Annotated in this window: 16 protein-coding genes; 8 read left to right on the plus strand and 8 right to left on the minus strand. The window is 36.9% G+C overall.

The features are described 5' to 3' along the window. The first annotated feature begins 11 nt into the window (after window positions 1-11). From RNZ46_RS03065 to RNZ46_RS03085, 5 genes are all read left to right on the plus strand, one after another. Entirely contained in the window at window positions 12-1,325 is a 1,314-nt protein-coding gene (locus RNZ46_RS03065; RefSeq protein WP_316983922.1) for an amidohydrolase family protein, read from the plus strand. Window positions 1,326-1,393: 68 nt separating this feature from the next. Continuing rightward, window positions 1,394-2,188 (plus strand): TrmH family RNA methyltransferase, encoded by a 795-nt coding sequence (locus RNZ46_RS03070; protein WP_316984957.1) that lies wholly within the window; start codon window positions 1,394-1,396, stop codon window positions 2,186-2,188. A 135-nt stretch (window positions 2,189-2,323) separates the two neighbouring features. Then, a complete protein-coding gene (locus RNZ46_RS03075) occupies window positions 2,324-3,556 on the plus strand; it encodes a M48 family metallopeptidase (RefSeq protein WP_316984958.1) in 1,233 nt (410 codons plus the stop codon). A 1,039-nt stretch (window positions 3,557-4,595) separates the two neighbouring features. Beyond that, on the plus strand, window positions 4,596-6,413 hold the full coding sequence (locus RNZ46_RS03080) for a DEAD/DEAH box helicase (RefSeq protein ID WP_316983923.1): 1,818 nt from the start codon (window positions 4,596-4,598) through the stop codon (window positions 6,411-6,413). Window positions 6,414-6,532: 119 nt separating this feature from the next. Then, entirely contained in the window at window positions 6,533-7,309 is a 777-nt protein-coding gene (locus RNZ46_RS03085; protein ID WP_316983924.1) for a carboxypeptidase-like regulatory domain-containing protein, read from the plus strand. A gap of 52 nt (window positions 7,310-7,361) precedes the next feature. Here the strand turns inward: RNZ46_RS03085 and RNZ46_RS03090 are convergent, their stop codons facing one another. From RNZ46_RS03090 to RNZ46_RS03100, 3 genes are all read right to left on the minus strand, one after another. After that, window positions 7,362-7,736 carry a VOC family protein gene (locus RNZ46_RS03090; RefSeq protein ID WP_316983925.1) on the minus strand — a complete coding sequence of 125 codons (375 nt, stop codon included), beginning with the start codon at window positions 7,734-7,736 and terminating at the stop codon, window positions 7,362-7,364. Window positions 7,737-7,803: 67 nt separating this feature from the next. Next, window positions 7,804-8,331 (minus strand): SRPBCC family protein, encoded by a 528-nt coding sequence (locus RNZ46_RS03095; protein ID WP_316983926.1) that lies wholly within the window; start codon window positions 8,329-8,331, stop codon window positions 7,804-7,806. A gap of 44 nt (window positions 8,332-8,375) precedes the next feature. After that, on the minus strand, window positions 8,376-9,029 hold the full coding sequence (locus RNZ46_RS03100; protein WP_316983927.1) for a TrmH family RNA methyltransferase: 654 nt from the start codon (window positions 9,027-9,029) through the stop codon (window positions 8,376-8,378). Between the two features lie 99 nt (window positions 9,030-9,128). Here RNZ46_RS03100 and RNZ46_RS03105 point away from each other — a divergent pair, with 99 nt between their 5' ends. Then, window positions 9,129-9,815, plus strand: a complete 687-nt coding sequence (locus tag RNZ46_RS03105; protein WP_316983928.1) for an SIR2 family NAD-dependent protein deacylase — start codon at window positions 9,129-9,131, stop codon at window positions 9,813-9,815. On the opposite strand, the gene RNZ46_RS03110 is transcribed toward RNZ46_RS03105, so the two are convergent. The 5 genes from RNZ46_RS03110 to RNZ46_RS03130 all read right to left on the minus strand — a co-directional run bounded on the left by RNZ46_RS03110 (window position 9,808) and on the right by RNZ46_RS03130 (window position 14,996). Next, window positions 9,808-12,195, minus strand: coding sequence for an FIDD domain-containing protein (locus tag RNZ46_RS03110; protein ID WP_316983929.1), 2,388 nt, complete (start codon window positions 12,193-12,195; stop codon window positions 9,808-9,810). The genes RNZ46_RS03105 and RNZ46_RS03110 overlap by 8 nt on opposite strands. 261 nt (window positions 12,196-12,456) lie before the next feature. After that, window positions 12,457-12,657 carry a helix-turn-helix transcriptional regulator gene (locus RNZ46_RS03115; protein ID WP_316983930.1) on the minus strand — a complete coding sequence of 67 codons (201 nt, stop codon included), beginning with the start codon at window positions 12,655-12,657 and terminating at the stop codon, window positions 12,457-12,459. Further along, window positions 12,657-13,106 carry a hypothetical protein gene (locus RNZ46_RS03120; RefSeq protein WP_316983931.1) on the minus strand — a complete coding sequence of 150 codons (450 nt, stop codon included), beginning with the start codon at window positions 13,104-13,106 and terminating at the stop codon, window positions 12,657-12,659. Before RNZ46_RS03120 ends, RNZ46_RS03115 begins: the two co-directional genes overlap by 1 nt. Window positions 13,107-13,203: 97 nt before the next feature. Further along, window positions 13,204-14,394, minus strand: coding sequence for a glycosyltransferase (locus tag RNZ46_RS03125; protein ID WP_316984959.1), 1,191 nt, complete (start codon window positions 14,392-14,394; stop codon window positions 13,204-13,206). Window positions 14,395-14,522: 128 nt separating this feature from the next. After that, window positions 14,523-14,996 carry a heme-binding domain-containing protein gene (locus RNZ46_RS03130; protein WP_316983932.1) on the minus strand — a complete coding sequence of 158 codons (474 nt, stop codon included), beginning with the start codon at window positions 14,994-14,996 and terminating at the stop codon, window positions 14,523-14,525. Between the two features lie 39 nt (window positions 14,997-15,035). Here RNZ46_RS03130 and RNZ46_RS03135 point away from each other — a divergent pair, with 39 nt between their 5' ends. Both RNZ46_RS03135 and purB read left to right on the plus strand, forming a co-directional pair. Beyond that, window positions 15,036-15,602, plus strand: coding sequence for an adenylosuccinate lyase (locus RNZ46_RS03135; RefSeq protein WP_316983933.1), 567 nt, complete (start codon window positions 15,036-15,038; stop codon window positions 15,600-15,602). Between the two features lie 133 nt (window positions 15,603-15,735). Next, a complete protein-coding gene (gene purB / locus RNZ46_RS03140; protein WP_316983934.1) occupies window positions 15,736-17,079 on the plus strand; it encodes an adenylosuccinate lyase in 1,344 nt (447 codons plus the stop codon). Window positions 17,080-17,099: the final 20 nt, after the last annotated feature.

The raw sequence follows: 17,099 nt of genomic DNA on the forward strand, positions 1-17,099 counted from the left end.
AATTTATCACAATGAAAAATTTAAAACTATCATTTTCACTAATTATCATGTTGTGTGTTTCAATAGTCATGGCACAACAAACACCGGCGGCTAAACAAACCAAGGATTTTGCTATTGTAGGTGCAACAGCACATATTGGCAACGGCAACGTTATTGATGAAAGCATTATTATTGTTAAAAACGGAAAACTCCATACGGTTGCAGATAAATCTGTTGCTAAAATAGATTTAGAGGGTATGGATGTTATAAATGCCAATGGCAAACATGTTTACCCTGGGTTTATAATTCCAAATACCACTTTGGGACTTGTTGAAATTGATGCCGTAAAAGCATCAGACGACGATGCCGAATTGGGCACCTGGAATCCACACATTAGAAGTTTAATTGCTTATAATGCTGAATCTAAGGTGGTTGAATCCATGCGCCCTAACGGTGTACTTTTGGGGCAAATTACACCACGTGGCGGTCGTATTTCTGGCAGCTCATCGGTGGTTCAATTTGATGCTTGGAATTGGGAAGATGCTGCAGTAAAAACCGATGAGGGTATTCATATGAATTGGCCTAGTAGCTTTACCAGAGGACGTTGGTGGCTTGGTGAAGACCCTGGGCTAAAACCAAACAAAAAATATGCAGAACAAATCACCGAAATTACCAATTATTTTAAGGAAAGTAAGGCCTATAACCAGGGAAATAAGCCAGAGATAAATCTTCCATTTGAAGCTTTACAAGGTGTTTTTGATGGTTCCAAAACGCTTTACATCAATGTAAACGACGAAAAAGGCATTACCGACGCCGTTCATTTTTCAAAGGAAAATGGCGTTAAAAACATGGTGATTGTTGGGGGTAGCGATGCTTATAAAGTTACCGATTTATTAAAGCAACATAACATTGCTGTGCTTTTACGACGTGTACATTCGACACCAAGTAGCGATGACGACGATTACGATTTACCTTTTAAAACCGCAAAACTACTAGTCGATAGTGGGGTTTTAGTAGGTTTACAAGTAGCATCTGGCGGACGCATGGAACGTATGAACTCAAGAAACCTGCCATTTTATGCGGGCACCACAGTGGCACACGGTTTAACCAAAGCCCAAGCTTTACAGCTAATCACGCTAAACTCAGCTAAAATATTGGGTATCGATGCTCACTACGGAAGTTTAGAATCTGGTAAAAGCGCCTCGCTTTTTATTAGCGAAGGCGACGCATTGGATATGCGCACTAATATAATAGAACATGCCTTTATTGATGGCAGGGAAATTAGCCTTGAAACGCATCAAACCAAACTTTGGAAGCGCTATTCGGAGAAGTATAAAAATCAATAAAATAATAGGAAGGAGCTTTTAAGCTCCTTTTTTTATGCTATAAAACAATTACTTTTGCTATTATTATGATAAAACAAATAACAAGTATACAAAACACCTACATAAAACAACTTGCACAGCTAAAAGACAAGTCTCGTGAACGCAAAAAATCAGGCACGTTTTTAATTGAAGGCGAACGTGAAATTTCGCTGGCTTTAAAAGGTGGCTATGAATTTGAAACGGTATTGTTTTATCCTGAATTATTTTCTATCGAGCAGCTTAACGAATTAACAACTCCACAAACAAATGTTATTGAGGTTTCAAAAGAAGTCTATCAAAAATTAGCCTATCGTGATACTACTGAAGGTGTTTTAGCCGTAGCAAAAAGCAAAACGAATAGTTTAAACGATTTAACTTTTGAAAATAAAAACCCCTTGATTTTAGTTGCCGAAGCTCCTGAAAAACCAGGAAATATCGGAGCCATTTTACGAACTACCGATGCCGCTAATGCAGATGCGGTAATTATTGCCAACCCAAAAACCGATTTATACAACCCGAACATCATCCGTTCCAGTGTGGGCTGCGTGTTTACCAATCAAATTGCAACAGCCAGCACTACCGATATTATTAACTTTTTAAAAGCACAAAACATTAATATTTACTGTGCGGCGCTGCAAGCCTCGGTTAGTTACCATACCCAAGATTACACAAAACCCACCGCCCTCGTTATGGGAACGGAAGCCACAGGTTTAAGTAACGAATGGTTAGAAAATTCCACCCAAAATATCATCATTCCCATGCAAGGTGAAATAGACTCCATGAATGTGTCGGTTGCAGCCGGAATTCTTATTTTTGAAGCGAAAAGACAACGGGAGTTTAAATGATAACGTCATTGTGAGGACGAAGGACGTAACAATCTCATAAATTAAAATGAAAACTAATTAATAAACCGTAAAATATTTAACAGATTCCTACGTCGCGTTTAGACGCTCCTCTGAATGACAAACATTACAATTAATATGACCTCAACCACTCTCTTTTACATCATCATCGCCATAATCATTATCAATTTTATAATTGATAAAATTCTCGACGCTTTAAACGCCAAACATTTTAACGATGCACTTCCTCCGGATTTGCAAGACGTTTATGATGAGGTCGAATACAAAAAATCGCAAAAGTACAAAGCGACAAATTATAAATTTGGACTACTCACCTCAACCTTTTCAATCCTTTTAACTTTAGGCTTTTTGGTTTTTGATGGGTTTGAATTTGTTGATAACATCGCCCGAATCTACAGCGAAAACCCGATTATTATCGCCCTTATTTTCTTCGGAATCATTATGATTGGCAGTGATATTATCACAACACCTTTTTCGTATTACAGCACCTTTGTTATTGAAGAAAAATTCGGATTCAATAAAACCACTGTTAAAACCTTCTTTTTGGATAAAATAAAGGGTTGGTTGATGATGGCCATTATTGGCGGTGGCATTTTAGCGTTAATTATTTGGTTTTATCAGGTTGCAGGTTCTAACTTTTGGTTGTACGCTTGGGGATTGGTTGCGGTTTTCACCTTATTTATGAATATGTTTTATTCCAAACTCATCGTACCACTTTTTAATAAGCAAACACCTTTGGAAGCGGGTAGTTTACGCGATAAAATTTCGGCGTATGCTGAAACCGTTGGTTTTAAACTCGATAAGATTTTTGTGATTGATGGTTCCAAACGAAGCACCAAAGCCAACGCCTATTTTTCAGGATTTGGCAGTGAAAAACGCGTGACACTCTACGATACGTTGATTAACGATTTAGATGATGAAGAAATCGTTGCTGTTTTAGCACATGAAGTCGGGCATTACAAAAAGAAACACATCATTTTCAATTTGTTTGCCTCAATTATATTAACGGGGGTAACACTTTATATTTTATCGCTATTCATTTCGAATCCGTTGTTATCGAATGCTTTGGGTGTTGAAACTCCGAGTTTTCATATTGGGTTGATTGCATTTGGATTGCTGTACGCGCCTATTTCTGAAATTACAGGTTTAATTATGAATGTATTTTCCAGAAAATTTGAATACCAAGCCGATGACTATGCTAAAAACACCTATAAAGCTGAGCCTTTAATTACATCACTTAAAAAACTTTCAAAAAACAGTTTAAGTAATTTAACGCCGCATCCTGCTTATGTGTTTATGCATTATTCGCACCCTACGCTTTTGGATCGGATTGGGAATTTGAGGAAATAGTTTAAAGCACTTTGTCATTTCGACGTAAGGAGAAATCTCATATTTTTATTGCTCCAAAACAGAAAACAAAATGACTTTTTGTTCCAATTAAAAGTAGATTTTCTACTATCTTTGGTAACAAGGCAATCACTTATTAACTAAAAATTTATCAAAATGGAAAAAATTTGGGGAATATTAATAGCCATATCGATTTTTTTAATAGTCACTTTTCTTGTTCGCCAATTTTTTAATAGTTTTTACAAAAAAGAAAATAGTAAAAAGATGCGAAAAACGTGGGTAGCCAGAACTTATTACTGGCACTTTATTATTATGATTAGTGGCTTATTCACAACTTTAATAATACTCTATTTAGCATCGGTAAAAATTTTAAATTTTTAGGTTTTAAAAAATCTAATTCTCTTAAATAAATACGTTCAGCAAAACTTCTCAAAAAAAAACATAATTATTCTATTAATCAGCAGAAAAGTGTATTATCGTCTAGATAGCTATCGTGAGAAACGGCATGTTTAAAATCCTGTTTAAAACTTAGTAGTATTTATTTTGAGACGAACTATAATTAAACAGATTGCCACAGTTATCCGATAATTATCGGAACTCCTTCGCAATGACGGGTTGTTTATTAGACATCGTCATTCTGAGCTTTTTCATTAGAAAAAAAGCGTTAGAATCTGTTTCTCGTTTACTTCAATTTTAACAGATAATATTTAGCAAGTTGTTACAACTCGAACTATTACAATGACGATGGCGGATAAGCGCGTTAACGATTGCAGCGGCATCCTTTTTTGAGGCACGAGAAAAAGATACAGCGGAAAGCGTGTTAAAACGCCCAAATAATTAACATTACAACTCCTATTTGTAAGATTCCTGCCTTCGCGGGAATGACAAACCAAATAAAAATGTATCTTTGCCGCTTGAAACTCAAAAAAAAATGGGTTTAAACTCCTCAGGGTGAGGGTGTGTTACTGGAAGTTTTAGTTTAAGTATGTCGATGCGCTTCTTTATGTAACACTACATAACATAATCGCATACATAAACAAGAATGAGCACATTCCAAGATTTAGGTCTTAATGACCACTTATTACAAGCTATTACAGATTTAGGGTTTACAAAACCCAGTGAAGTACAAGAAAAAGCAATCCCTATTTTATTAGAATCAGAAACCGATTTAGTGGCATTGGCCCAAACCGGAACCGGTAAAACGGCAGCGTTTGGTTTTCCGATGTTGGAAAAAATTAATATTGATAGCCGAACGACCCAAGGGTTGATTTTAAGCCCTACACGCGAACTTTGTTTGCAAATTACCAACGAAATGAAGCAATACGGCAAGTATTGCAAAGGACTAAATGTAGTGGCCATTTATGGTGGTTCGAGCATTACAGACCAAGCCCGAGAGGTAAAACGCGGTGCGCAAATTATTGTGGCTACGCCAGGGCGAATGAAGGATATGATTAAAAGGCGTTTGGTTGATATTAGCAAAATTGAATATGCGGTTTTAGACGAGGCCGACGAGATGCTAAACATGGGCTTTTATGAGGATATTACCGATATTTTATCGCATACGCCTGAGGATAAAAGTACGTGGTTGTTTTCGGCAACAATGCCAAAGGAAGTGGCTACCATTGCTAAAAAATTCATGAAGAGTCCGAAGGAAATCACGGTGGGAAACAAAAACGAAAGTACAAACCAAGTTTCGCACGAATACTATTTGGTGAATGCCAGAGACAGATACCAAGCGCTAAAGCGCTTATCGGATGCCAATCCAGATATATTTTCGGTGGTGTTTTGCCGTACAAAACGCGACACCCAAAAAGTGGCCGAAAAACTGATTGAAGATGGTTATAGCGCTGGGGCCTTGCATGGCGATTTAAGCCAAAATCAACGTGATTTGGTTATGAAATCGTTTCGAAACAAACAAATACAAACCCTTGTGGCAACCGATGTGGCCGCTCGTGGTATTGATGTAGACGATATTACACACGTTATAAATTACCAATTACCAGATGAGCCCGAAGTTTACACACACCGTTCGGGTAGAACAGGTCGCGCCGGAAAAACCGGAGTTTCTATGGTTATTGTTTCCAAAAGCGAAGTGCGTAAAATTAAAGGTATCGAGCGTATTATTAAAAAGCAATTCGAGAAAAAGGAAATTCCAGATGGCGCAGAAATTTGCGAAGTGCAACTTATGTCGCTCGCCAATAAAATTCACAATACTGAAATCAATCACGAAATCGATAAACATTTAACCAGTATTAACGATTTATTTGTTGATACCGATAAAGATGAATTGATTAAAAAATTCTTCTCAGTTGAGTTTACGCGTTTTTACAATTACTACAACAAATCCAAAAATCTTAATATTGCTGAAGGTTCGTTTGATCAAGATAGCGGGCGCAGTTTTGGTGGAAGTAAAAACACTACCCGATACTTTATAAACGTTGGTAAAAAAGACGGTTATGATTGGATGAAGCTAAAAGACTTTTTAAAAGAAGTTTTGGTGCTTGGTAGAGATGATGTTTTTAAAGTTGAAGTAAAGGACAGCTTCTCGTTTTTTAATACCGAGAATGAGCAAAAAGAAAAAGTTTTGGCTTTCTTTACAGACTACAAACATGATGGTCGTTTTGTAAATGTTGAAGTATCTGAAAACCGCGGTGGCGGCGGAAGGCGCAACGACAGACGCAGTGGCGGAAGAAAACGCGATGAACGAAGAAGCGGCGGAAGACGTGAAGGCAGAAGAAGTGATTCTGGAAACCGAAGCGAAAGACGACGCAGTGAAAACAACTCGAAACCAAGACGATCAGATTCCGGCTCAAAATCCAACGATTTTGCGGCTTCAAGACCAAGACGTTCCAGACGTTAGTTAAATTCGATTAAGCTAAACTATTTTGTTAATTTTAAGTCAAAATGAAAAGTTAAACCAATAGTTACTATTTTGTTTAGTATTTTTATAGCTAAATAAATGATTATTTAATCAGCATTATGAAAAACTACATATTCCTTTTTACTTTTTTATTAGTCGCAGCGTTTTGTACAGCTCAAGATGCCGATAAAGTAATTGGTGTGGTTATTAATTCTGCCGATGATACGCCACTGGAAAGCGTAAACATTGTAAACCTTAATCAGGTAATTGGTACCAGTACAAATAGCAAGGGTGAGTTTAAAATTTCCGCGAAAGCGAACGATACATTGCACTTTTCTTATTTAGGTTTTAAATCCATAAAAGTTAGGGTAACCAACGATTGGTTAAAATTTGGAAGTTCTAAAATCGAGCTTACAGAATTGGCATTGGCCCTTGAGGAGGTGGTTGTAAATCAGTTAAAACTAACGGGGTATTTAGAGGTTGATGTGATGCAAGTGCCCGAAGTTAATAAGAATTACCGCTATAGTATTTCCGGACTGCCAAGCACAGGCTACGAAGCAGGAAAACCAACAGCGGTAACTAAAATACTAGGATCTATTTTTAATCCTGCCGATTTTTTATACCGCATGTTTGGAAAAAAACCAAACGAGTTGCGCAAGCTAAAAAAGATGAAACAGGATGATGAAATTAGAAATCTTTTGGCCTCTCGTTTTGACCGCGAAATGCTTACCGTTTTATTGCAAGTAGATCGTGTGGATTTAGATGAAATTGTGAGCCAATGCAACTACTCCAAAGGTTTTATACAAACCGCAAACGATTTGCAAATATTGGATGCCATAAGCGAATGCTACGAGGAATATAAATTATTAAGCAGAGGGCGAAGTAAGCGTTTGTAGGCTTAATTAAGATATAATATTAAAGAGGAAATTAATAATAGTTTCCTCTTTTTTATGCGTTTGAATGTAGTGCAACTCGATTCCCTTCGGTATCAATAAAAGCACCCATAAAACCATGCTCGGGCGAAATTTCGGTTTTGGGTTGGTAAATTTTGCCACCCGCTCCTTCAACCCTATCGAGCTCGTTTTTAACATCATCACTTATAAAATAAACAAGCGTGCCTTCTTGACTGGGAATATACGATTCTTGCTTAATTAGCGTACCGGCAGCTCCTTCTTTACCTTCTTCAAAAGGAAACCAACCCATTAACATCCCACCAAAATTATGCACCTCTATTTTTACATTAAAAACCGCCTCGTAAAAGGCTTTGGCTCTTTCCATGTCCGAAACCGGAATCTCAAACCAACCTACCATATTTTTCTTCATCTGTAAAATGTGTTTTAACTATTATGTTTTGAATGCATTCCAAAAAGGCCTTTTAAGACATGGGAAACTATGACTCTAAAATCTGTTTTAAGCTTTCTAAACCTTCTTCAAAATCTTTTCCAACGGATTTTTCAAAATTAAAAAACAACATAAAAATATTCATCGGTATCGGGTTATTGCCCGTAAACCCCCAAGTGACGTTGGTTTGATTGGTTTCAATCTCTGTAACTTTAATATAGGCTTTCGACACCGATTTCCAAGGTTTAAAAAATCGCAATTCGGAGGTTAATTGTTGATTGTGCTCAACACCTATAATTTCCTGTTCGCCCGTACCCACATCTTTATTGCCTTCCCACTTTGAGATAAAACCGACCTCGCCATCGGTTCCAACAAATTCTTGCTTCATATTTGGGTCTTTCTTTTTCCAAGGCGACCATTCATTTTGGTTTTTAATGTATTTAATATATTCAAATACGTCTGAAACAGGTTTGTTTATCATAACACTTCTGTTAACTTCGTACGTTTTTGGAGCAATTAAGGCGAGTAAAAGAATAATGGCAAGAAGGCCAACGACGATGTAAAGTACTAAATACATGCTATTTGGTTTTTAGTTACGGGATTTTAAATTTACGAAAATTATTATGGATTATAAAAACGCGCCACAATGTCGTCGTAACTTTTAATGGTTTTCTTAATCCAATCCAAACGCTTAGCAAGCATCTCTTCTTCAGTGAGTTGCCAATTTACTTGGCTTTGTTTTAACTTTTGAGTGGTATATTGCAAAATAATAGCAGCTGATACTGAAATATTTAAACTTTCAGTAAAACCAACCATGGGGATTTTTAAAAAGCAATCGGCTTCATCAATCACTTCTTGCGACAAGCCCTCGGTTTCCCTTCCGAAGAAAAAACATGATTTTTTTGTAACATCAAAATCATTTAACAAAGCATCATTTTTGTGCGGTGTTGTTGCCACAATTTGATAGCCTTTTTGTTTCAAATCTTTCAAGCAATCTTTTACGGTATGAAACCGATTAACATCCACCCATTTTTGGGCACCCATGGCAATTTCCCTATCAATACGCTTGCTGTTTCGTTCTTCAATAATATTTACTTCCTGTATGCCAAACACATCGCAACTGCGTATCACGGCACTGGTGTTATGTAATTGGTACACATCTTCGGTAGCGACTGTAAAGTGTTTGGTACGCTGGCTTAAAACAGCATCGAAACGCGCTTTACGTGATTCGGTTAAATAGGTTTCTAAATGTTCTAAAAGTTTTAAATCGGTCATTTTTCAAAAATAACAAAGTTTTTGGCTTTTTTCATACTAATGAATACTTAGTATATTTGATTGAATTTTTCGATTTCGCGGAATAAAAAACCGATAATAATGAAACACATCGTTGTACTTACAGGAGCAGGCATGAGTGCCGAAAGCGGTATAAAAACCTTTAGAGATGCTGATGGTTTATGGGAAGGGCACGATGTTATGGAAGTGGCAACTCCCGAGGGTTTTGCCGCAAACCCAGACATGGTATTGGATTTTTATAACCAACGGCGGCGTCAATTACTTGAAGTTACGCCCAATTCAGCACATTATAATTTAGCGGAATTGGAAACCGATTTTAAAGTGACAATAATCACCCAAAACGTAGATGATTTGCACGAACGCGCAGACAGCAGCAACGTGATTCATTTACATGGTGAATTATTAAAAGTAAGAAGCACCTTTGATGAAAGCGATATTCAAGATTGGAAAACCGATTTGGTTTTAGGCGATTTTTGCAAAAAAGGGTACCAACTGCGCCCTCATATTGTTTGGTTTGGTGAAGATGTTCCCATGATTCCAAAGGCTATAGATATTTGCCAAACGGCCGATGTTCTAATCATTATTGGTACAAGCATGCAAGTGTATCCTGCGGCAAGTTTAATGCATTATGTGCCACAAAATACACCTATTTATTTTATTGACCCAAAACCCCATATTGAAAGTAAAGAAAACTTAACGGTTATTGCTGAAACGGCTACGGATGGGATGAAGAAGGTTGTTAAAAAACTGGCAAAGAATATCACCTAATTAAACTAAAATGCCCTCGAATGGTTTTTGTAGTGCCGCTATTTTCTATTAAGTGAGCTACAAACCAATAGTCGGTTGCAATGAGCTCTCTGCCATTCCGTAGTCCATCCCAACCGGCTCCCCAGGGGTTTAATTGCTTAATAAGCTTCCCATATCGATCATAAATAGATACGGATGAGGCCCCTCTAAATTCATTACTTAAACCAATAATATTCCACGTGTCATTATACCCATCGCCGTTAGGTGTAAAAAACCTCGGGAACCCCATAATAAAAACTTCAAATTCAGACACGCCGCAACCATTCAGGTCTTTGGTATACACTATGTGGTTACCAGCCGATACATTGGTAAAAACCGGAGTGCTTTGGTACGGCCCGGAGCTATTATCTAAAGAAAACTCATAATCACCAATTCCCAAATTATCGGTGTTAATGGAAATGGTGTTATTGTTTGATAAGCTTTCAACAGTAACATCATCATTTGTAATTATGGCACGAGCAGATTCGTTTATCGTAATTGTTGTAGGAAATGATTCACAACCAGCGTTTGAAGTTCCTATAACGGTATATGTTCCGCCCGAAGATACGCTCGCCGTAGGTAAATTACTAATTATATTTTTACTACTATCGAACCATTGATAAGTATAACTATCTTTGGCATTAAGCGTAAATAAGGTAATAGGCTGTTGATTATTTGAACAGAAAATTTCAGATTGCTCTACTTCAAATTCTGGTCTCGGTTTTACGGTTAGCGTTAAATAGGGTCCATATCCAAAACAGGCGCCATTATCGTCGCTTTGAATACGAACGTATAATATTTGCGAAAAAGGCGTTTCGTTCATATACCTTGACTGAGGCAATATTTCGTTGTGTCCAAACTGAGCATCGTTTGCATTTCTGAAATAACGTACACTTAAATTTTGTCCAGCAGGAAACTCATTAATAAAGGCTGCAGAAGCTTGAGATAAATCAAAAACCTTAATCCCATCAATTATGGGGTCTTCATCACACAACTCCAATTCTTGCATATACCCAACCGGTAGTGACGACGTAGAAACCTGCAAATTAACCGTTGCAACACGATAACATCCAAAAATACTTTCAACCCGAGCATACACGGTGCTTGCTGTATTGTTATTAAAAGGCGCAGCGTTTATATCATTAACTTTATTATCGGCATCATTATATGACAGATAAAAAGTAAAGCTAAAACCACTCGTATTCCCATTTATAATAAAAGCATTCGCCTCATTTAAATTAAAGTCTGTAAAGCCATCAGAAACACCATCTTCATCACAATTTGTTAACTCTACCGAAGGTTGAACTGTTGGAGTCTCGTTAACGGTAGCCACCACTGGAGTTCTAACACCTTCAAAACACCCAGCCGGTGCTGCTAAGGCATAAAAGGTTGTGGTACTTGATATTACTGGCGTATTAAACACCGTACCACTACCTAAAAATCGTCCTCCAGTTAAAGCGGTGAACCAGTGTACAACCCCTGCCGATGGATTGGCTACTACCTGCACACTTCCTGGGCCGCATCTTGCCCCTTCTACTATACTGTCTATTTTTGGCGCTGATATTTTTGTTTCACCCAAAATTTTAAGCAATGGGTCATTAGGCATGCCCCCATATTCTATAACATATCCTTTAATTTCAAATGGTCCTCCGTTTTGACTTCCACTTCTGGGCATGTTATCCCATTCTCCCAAATTTCCCAGTTTAGTTATGGTTGCAAAATGTTCTCCAAAAGGGCTTGTTCGTGGCTCGCCCGCCATCCAATTTGCAAAGTTTGGCGTTGTTCCATTTTGGTCGCCTTCCCAAAAAACCGTTCCGGCTTCTGGTCCTGTTTCCCATTGCCAGGTACCAATGTTGGTGGCTTCACTACCTCCAATCCATGCTAATCCCAAGGCTAATTCTCCTGTTAATTGTGCCTCTTCAGAGGAAGTTATAGTTGTAAGATAGCCTTTTAATCCGTAGTAGTTTTTTGATTCAGAATCAAACTTTGCATTGGTCCAAATACTTGCTATGTCTGATATATACTCATAATAATGTCCGGTTAACGGTAAATACTCTGCAGGTCCAATAGTAATTGTAAACACTTTTTCTCCCGCCACCGCCACCGATGAACTTCTGAAAACCACACTTTTTACAGCGTTAATTACATCGGAATAAAGCATGGGTGCATTAGCAACTCCTTCTAAAGTTAGTTTGCCTTTTACAGAATCCCAAGTGGCAACTATATTTGGATGCGACCCAACTAAGGTAAGCACATCTTCTCCTTCAACATAACCTTCAGAAATTAAAACTTTTAGAATGTCTAATTCTACATCATCAGGGTCGATGATATCAAAGTCGGTTACAATATTAATCTGACTCAAGGGACAGTAAGTTTGATCCCCAATGGCCACAAGCTCCGGAGGTATGTTTGTTTGAGTCCAACCTTGATTGAAAAGAAAAACAAAAAAAAATAAAAGCTTATAAATTCTAATCAATTTTTACAATGATAATTAGTTATTTCGAGGTAAAAATAGCGAATATTAAAACCACAGAAAAACTATTAACATTTATGATTTTAGCAACCGCTATAAAAAAATCACAAAGTCATATTCAAAATTAACACAACAAGCAGCAATACCATATTAATCATCCTTTGAAAGTTTAAAAAATTCGTTTACAGGTTTACCAAACAGCTCTGATAATTTTAAAGCCAATACCGTTGAAGGCACATACCTGTTAGCTTCAATAGAATTAATTGTTTGCCTAGATACTCCTATTTTTTGTGCTAATTCATCTTGCGTTAAATTCAATATGGCGCGTTCTACTTTAATCGTATTCTGCATTATCTAAAGCGTTTTAAATTGTGATAAAACATTAACTGTATCATGAGCATAAATAGCAAAACTTGAAAATCACCTAAACTTTTAAACGCTTCGCCTTCAGCATGCACCGCATTGGAAACACCAAATTCTACATAAGGCATTAACAAAGCATAAATAACACCTATTACAAAGGCAACCATATAAGATTGGGATCTAAGCTGAATGGTCATTTCATCCTCAATTTTATCTTTTGAAATAGACATTAGCAATAACCCAACTAAAACCGTTTTTTGCAAAACTGATTTCAATAGCTCGGTATCGCCTTCCATGGCAAAAGCACGAATAAACATACCAATTATTGACAATGCCGCTATAGTAATTCCTACATACATAAATTTATGAGGCAACCTAAAATTAATGAGTTTATCAAATCTTCTTCTTTCACAATTTATAAATTGTTCTTTATTCATAATTATTAAATTTAATTGACAAATATATTTTCTATATAGGAAAATTAATTTTCCATAATGACAAATATATTTTACATTTTTGAATTTGACAAATTTTTTAGTCTTTATTTTTCTCCTCAATCCATTTACCCATGAATTTGGTACTTTGCAACGTATGGTGCAAAAGCATTTGCCCAGTAAAGTTTTTTAGGCGTTTTTCGTTAAGATGTTTCGTTATATTTTCAATTTGACTTATAAATCTTTTTTGATGCTCCGTTTTACCAAAACGATTGTTGATGATTGAAAATCCGTTTTGTTGTTTTGCGTTCCACAAGGTTTCATCATTGTACAGTTTAACCGCTTTGGTTGCAAATTCCTCTGGGTTATCTTCAATAAATCCGTTAGGTTTTAAGTTTCCAAACATGCCTTCAGCAGCTATAGTGCTCATTACACACGGTGTGCCGTTTTGCATGGCATCAATCAATTTGCCTTTTAAGCCCGCACCAAAACGAATGGGTGCTAAACATATCTTTGATTGTTGCATAACAGCGTTTACATCTTCAGCGAAACCCTTAATTAAAAAACCTGTTTTTGCGTTGTGCAACTGATTTACCTTTTGAGACGCATACGCGCCGTAAATGTGTAATTCGGCTTTTGGCAATTGCTTTCTTATTAGCGGCCAAATGGTTTCTTTTAAGTATAAAACGGCGTTATAATTGGGTGCGTGCAAAAAATTCCCGATGGTTATAAAATGATTGCGATCTTCGAAACTTGGGTGTTTTTCAATACTTTCTTTTGAAATTTCATCCAAAATAAACGGCAAATAAATTAACAAAGATGCATCGACTTTAAAATGATTTTTAAGGAATTCCATTTCAGCTTCTGAAATAATCAAACTTAAGTCGCTTCGGTAAATACTGGCTATTTCCCGCTTTGCGGTGTCATTAAACAAATACGAATCATCAAACGCAGCTTCATCCTTAAAAGCTTGCTGTCTGCCTTTTCGTAAACCGTGTAAATCTTCGGTATCCAGAATTCTTAGGGCTTTGGGGCATTGTTCAGCGACGCGCCAACCGAATTGCTCTTCAGTCATAAAACGGTCGAACAGCACCACATCTGGTTTTAAATGCTTAATAAATTCATCAAAACTGGAATGATTCAATTTGATATTGACCTGTGCGATGCCCATCGTTTTTAAATTGAAAGCATTATCTGTTTTAACACACGAACTCGCAAAAGTGATTTGATAGTTTTGCGATTGAAACACAGCAATTAACTGCATCATTCTACTACCCGCCGCAGAACTCATGGGCTCGGGCCATACAAAACCGATGATTAATAATTTTTTGTTTGCCACGAATGCATAAATATTAAATTAAAATTAGGAGATACTTCTCTTATGGTCATATTGACTGTTTACTGCAAACTAATAACTGCCTACTGTGGCAAAGGTTCCAGCCCGTATTTTAGCCGTACCCGTTTTGCCCAATTAACCACGGCTTTTATTTGTGCATCGCTGAGTTTAGCTTCGGTATGCGACCAAGTATAAGAATTTAGCGGCATGTCTTTGGCTTCAACCATTTCAATGAGTTCTTCAAATTTATGGTCTTTCCGTTTGATTGAATTGCCTTCCCAATTGGACATGTTAAATTCTTTTTTACCGTGTTCAATATGGCCGGCAAGCCAATAATTTATGGGCGTAATGCTGTTGTACCACGGATACCGCGTAACATCGCTATGGCAATCAAAACAGCTTTCTTTTAAAATAAGTTTTACTTCTTCGGGCGGAGTGGTTTCTACCAAAAACGCATTCATTGATGCGACATCGCCTTCATTTTTATCTGGGCCAAAAAATTGGGCGATTACAAACAAAACAAGCAAAGCTAAAAGCACCTTTTTTATAATCTTCATTTTACTTAATTTTAGATTTTTAAAAATACTAAAATTCATTTGACTACACAGGAACTTTATAACGAATTAAGCAACGTTAACCATTCGCGTGAAAAACGATTGTACTATGCCGACATGGTTATTAACGACAAAGATTTAATCCCCAAATTATTGGAAATTATGTTTTGGGCAGACGATAAAGCATCGCCTCGTGCCGCATGGGTTTTCGAGTTTATGTGCAAAGATAATATTGAAGCCATCATTCCGTATTTAGACAGCTTTACCGAAAACATGCACAAAGTCCATTTAGATTCTGCGGTGCGACCCGTGGCTAAAATATGTGAGTTTTTGGCAACAGCTTACTACTCGAAAAACGAAAACGGCATACAAACGGCTCTAACAAAAACACATAAAGAGCGCATTATTGAAGTCTGTTTTGATTATATGATTAACGACGAAAAAATTGCACCTAAAGCCTATTCCATGAATGCGCTTTTTTTGTTCGGTAAAGATTACGATTGGGTGCACCCCGAATTGGCACTTATTTTAGAACGCGATTTTCAGATGCAGAGTTCCGGTTTTAAGGCTCGAGCCCGTCATATTTTAAAGAAAATCAAAAAAGTGTGAAGTTTGACGCACGAAGCACGAAGTTAGAATTTCGAATAAGTTTTGGAGTTTAGTTTTTGTTATTTGGAATTTGGATTATGAAACTTCGGTCTTAAAAACCTATCTTTGCATCTTCTTAAAAACAACACAAACCATGTCATTATCACCACTAAACGCCATTTCTCCAATTGATGGAAGATATAGAAATAAAGCAAGCGAATTAGCGCCTTATTTTTCTGAAGAAGCTCTTATAAAATACCGAGTATTAGTTGAAATTGAATACTTTATTGCACTTTGCGAAATTCCGTTACCTCAACTTGAAAGTGTTGACAGTGATATTTTTGAAGATTTAAGGGCCATCTATAAAGATTTTTCTGCTGAAGATGCTCAAGCTATTAAAAACATTGAAAGCGTAACCAATCACGATGTTAAAGCGGTTGAATATTTTATAAAGGAAAAATTTGACGCTTTAGGTTTATCTCAACACAAAGAGTTTATCCATTTTGGATTGACTTCTCAAGACATCAATAACACCGCTGTTCCTTTGAGTATTAAAGAAGCGATGAACGATGTTTACGTTCCTGAATACCATAATGTTTTGGAAAAGCTTAAAAGTTTGTCTCAAGATTGGTCGGCTATTTCAATGTTGGCCAGAACTCACGGACAACCTGCTTCCCCTACCCGTTTAGGCAAAGAAATTAAAGTTTTTGTGGTGCGTTTAAAAGAGCAGTTTAATTTATTGAACGATATTCCAAGTGCCGCTAAATTTGGTGGTGCTACCGGTAATTTTAATGCACATCATGTGGCTTATCCAAACATTGATTGGAAAGCTTTTGGAACTAAATTTGTACAAGAAAAACTTGGTTTACATCACTCGTTTCCCACCACACAAATTGAGCATTACGACCACATGGCAGCATTGTTCGATACTTTAAAACGCATCAACACCATTTTAATAGATTTGGACCGCGATATTTGGACCTATGTTTCGATGGATTATTTCAAGCAAAAAATTAAAAAAGGAGAAGTTGGAAGCTCCGCAATGCCGCACAAAGTAAACCCTATCGATTTTGAAAACTCTGAAGGTAACTTGGGTATTGCCAATGCTGTTTTCGAGCACCTTTCGGCTAAATTACCAATTTCAAGATTACAACGCGACTTAACCGATAGCACCGTTTTACGAAACGTTGGCGTGCCATTCGGACACACTATAATTGGTTTTAAATCGACTTTAAAAGGATTGGATAAATTATTGTTGAATGAATCTAAATTCGCAGAAGATTTAGAAAATAATTGGGCGGTGGTCGCTGAGGCTATTCAAACCATTTTGCGTCGCGAAGGGTATCCTAATCCTTATGAAGCATTAAAAGGCTTAACCAGAACCAATGAAGCGATAAACCAAAACTCTATTTCAAATTTTATTGATACATTAGAAGTCTCAAACACAATAAAAGAAGAATTAAAACGTATTACTCCTAGTAATTACACAGGAATTTAATATGCTAAACGACAAACAAA

It is taken from the genome of Hwangdonia lutea (assembly GCF_032814565.1).
Taxonomy (GTDB): Bacteria; Bacteroidota; Bacteroidia; order Flavobacteriales; family Flavobacteriaceae; genus Hwangdonia; species Hwangdonia lutea.

Bases quoted from the DNA above. Each gene is read 5' to 3' on its own strand.
- RNZ46_RS03065 (WP_316983922.1), top strand. From the start codon at position 12: ATGAAAAATTTAAAACTATCATTTTCACTAATTATCATGTTGTGTGTT.
- RNZ46_RS03075 (WP_316984958.1), top strand. From the start codon at position 2,324: ATGACCTCAACCACTCTCTTTTACATCATCATCGCCATAATCATTATC.
- RNZ46_RS03080 (WP_316983923.1), top strand. From the start codon at position 4,596: ATGAGCACATTCCAAGATTTAGGTCTTAATGACCACTTATTACAAGCT.
- RNZ46_RS03085 (WP_316983924.1), top strand. From the start codon at position 6,533: ATGAAAAACTACATATTCCTTTTTACTTTTTTATTAGTCGCAGCGTTT.
- RNZ46_RS03090 (WP_316983925.1), bottom strand. From the start codon at position 7,736: ATGAAGAAAAATATGGTAGGTTGGTTTGAGATTCCGGTTTCGGACATG.
- RNZ46_RS03095 (WP_316983926.1), bottom strand. From the start codon at position 8,331: ATGTATTTAGTACTTTACATCGTCGTTGGCCTTCTTGCCATTATTCTT.
- RNZ46_RS03100 (WP_316983927.1), bottom strand. From the start codon at position 9,029: ATGACCGATTTAAAACTTTTAGAACATTTAGAAACCTATTTAACCGAA.
- RNZ46_RS03105 (WP_316983928.1), top strand. From the start codon at position 9,129: ATGAAACACATCGTTGTACTTACAGGAGCAGGCATGAGTGCCGAAAGC.
- RNZ46_RS03115 (WP_316983930.1), bottom strand. From the start codon at position 12,657: ATGCAGAATACGATTAAAGTAGAACGCGCCATATTGAATTTAACGCAA.
- RNZ46_RS03120 (WP_316983931.1), bottom strand. From the start codon at position 13,106: ATGAATAAAGAACAATTTATAAATTGTGAAAGAAGAAGATTTGATAAA.
- RNZ46_RS03125 (WP_316984959.1), bottom strand. From the start codon at position 14,394: ATGAGTTCTGCGGCGGGTAGTAGAATGATGCAGTTAATTGCTGTGTTT.
- RNZ46_RS03130 (WP_316983932.1), bottom strand. From the start codon at position 14,996: ATGAAGATTATAAAAAAGGTGCTTTTAGCTTTGCTTGTTTTGTTTGTA.
- purB (WP_316983934.1), top strand. From the start codon at position 15,736: ATGTCATTATCACCACTAAACGCCATTTCTCCAATTGATGGAAGATAT.